Source organism: Kribbella albertanoniae (assembly GCF_004348455.1).
GTDB lineage: Bacteria > Actinomycetota > Actinomycetes > Propionibacteriales > Kribbellaceae > Kribbella > Kribbella albertanoniae.
On sequence record NZ_SMKA01000516.1, the window covers coordinates 1 to 1,537 of the forward strand.

Consider the following 1,537-nt stretch of genomic DNA (forward strand, 5'->3'; position numbering starts at 1 on the left):
CTACTGCTTCGGGGGCGCGGAGGGCGGGGCGGTGGTAGATGGTGCCGGTGAGGACGCGGCGGCCGGCCGGGGTGCGGGAGAGGCGCTGGACGGTTGCTTCCGGCGTACGGCGGGCTACGCGGCGGAGGTTGGTGAGTAGGCCGATGGCCCAGCGGTTCTCGCGGGGTGACCAGAAGCCGGCCGGGGAGAGTGCGGTGACCGAGCGGACCAGGCCGAGTTGGCCGAGGCGGAGTGAGACCAGACCGCCGAGGGAGTTGCCGGCCACGTGCGGGTGGTCGAGGTCGAGGGCCTTGCAGAGGGCGTCGACCGTGTAGGCGAGGCTGTCGAGCTCGTCCGGAACACCCAGCGGTACGTCGGGGGATTCGCCGAACCCGGGGAAGTCGAGCGCGATCACGTCGTGGTGTTCGGCCAGCTGGTCGAGGACCGGGTCGAAGGCCTGCCGGTGGTGGCCGATGCCGTGCAGCAGCACCAGCGGTTCGCCCGATCCCTTGCGGCAGTAGGCGACTTCAACCCCAGGGACCCCGGCCACGGTGACGCTCGCGGTTGCACTCATGACCTCATCGTGACCCCGGTACGGCGTTCTGTCATCGTGACATGCTTGATGTCACATAATGCTAGTAGGCCTCGACCTCACTGGTTGACGCGTTCCCGGTGACTGTCGGGCGCAGGTTGATCTTCCATGACTTGTCCGGCCCGAACGCCTGGTCGAACTTCAGGAACGAGCACCCGGTCGAGAACTGCCGCCGCGCGGAACTCCAGTCCGCCCCACTCTTGTAGTACAGGTGGTACGCCCCGCCGATCCGGGTGATCGCGGCCGACTTCCCGGCCCGGATGTACGTCATCACGTGCGGTTCCCGTGGTGGCTTCCCGTCTGTGACGACCGAGATCACGACATCGTTCGCCGTACCGTTGGTGATCGACAACCGCCCGATCCCGGCCTCCCCACGCCGTACGACGGTCTCGCCGTTCTCCGGCCGCACCACCTTCGGAGCCGCTCCCGGGTCCGGCAGCGTCCGCCCGAAGGCCAGCTTGAGCTTCGTCAGTGCCACCAGCGCCGGAGCGAGATCGGCGCGCAACTGCCGCTGGACCTTCTGCGAGGTGTACGGCCCGCCGCCGCAGCGCGCATCGAGCTCGGCCTGCTCCGGATCGGACAGCCTGTACGCCGCCACCCCGATCCGGTCCTGCAACAACTGGTGTACGGCGGCCAGTCGCCCCTCGACCGTCAACGCGGCCAGCCGTCCCGAGGCGGTGTTCAGCGCCTTCGACACGTCACCCATCGCCTGGCCCAACCCCTCGGCCGTCTGCGCCCCGGCCAGCGCCCGCAAACTCACCGCGAGCGACTTCTCGGCCTTCGTCAGCTCACCCTGGTACGCCGCCTGTGCCAGCGGACCCTGTGGTCCCGAAGGCGTAGCAGCCGCCGTCCCACCGACCGGTGTCGGCTCCGATCCACCGTCGACCAATGGCGCTGCACACCCCACCAACACGCACAGCAGCGCCCCAATTACCGCAACCTGCCTCATCAGCCCCGCCCCAGTAG

At 69.0% G+C, this 1,537-nt stretch carries 2 protein-coding genes; both read right to left on the bottom strand.

The annotated features are described in order from the left end of the window. The coding region (locus E1261_RS44720; protein WP_132416444.1) for an alpha/beta fold hydrolase at window positions 1-553 on the bottom strand (553 nt) is incomplete at its 3' end. Between the two features lie 61 nt (window positions 554-614). After that, window positions 615-1,537 (bottom strand): hypothetical protein (locus E1261_RS44725; protein ID WP_238176861.1); only part of this gene is annotated, 923 nt, incomplete at its 5' end.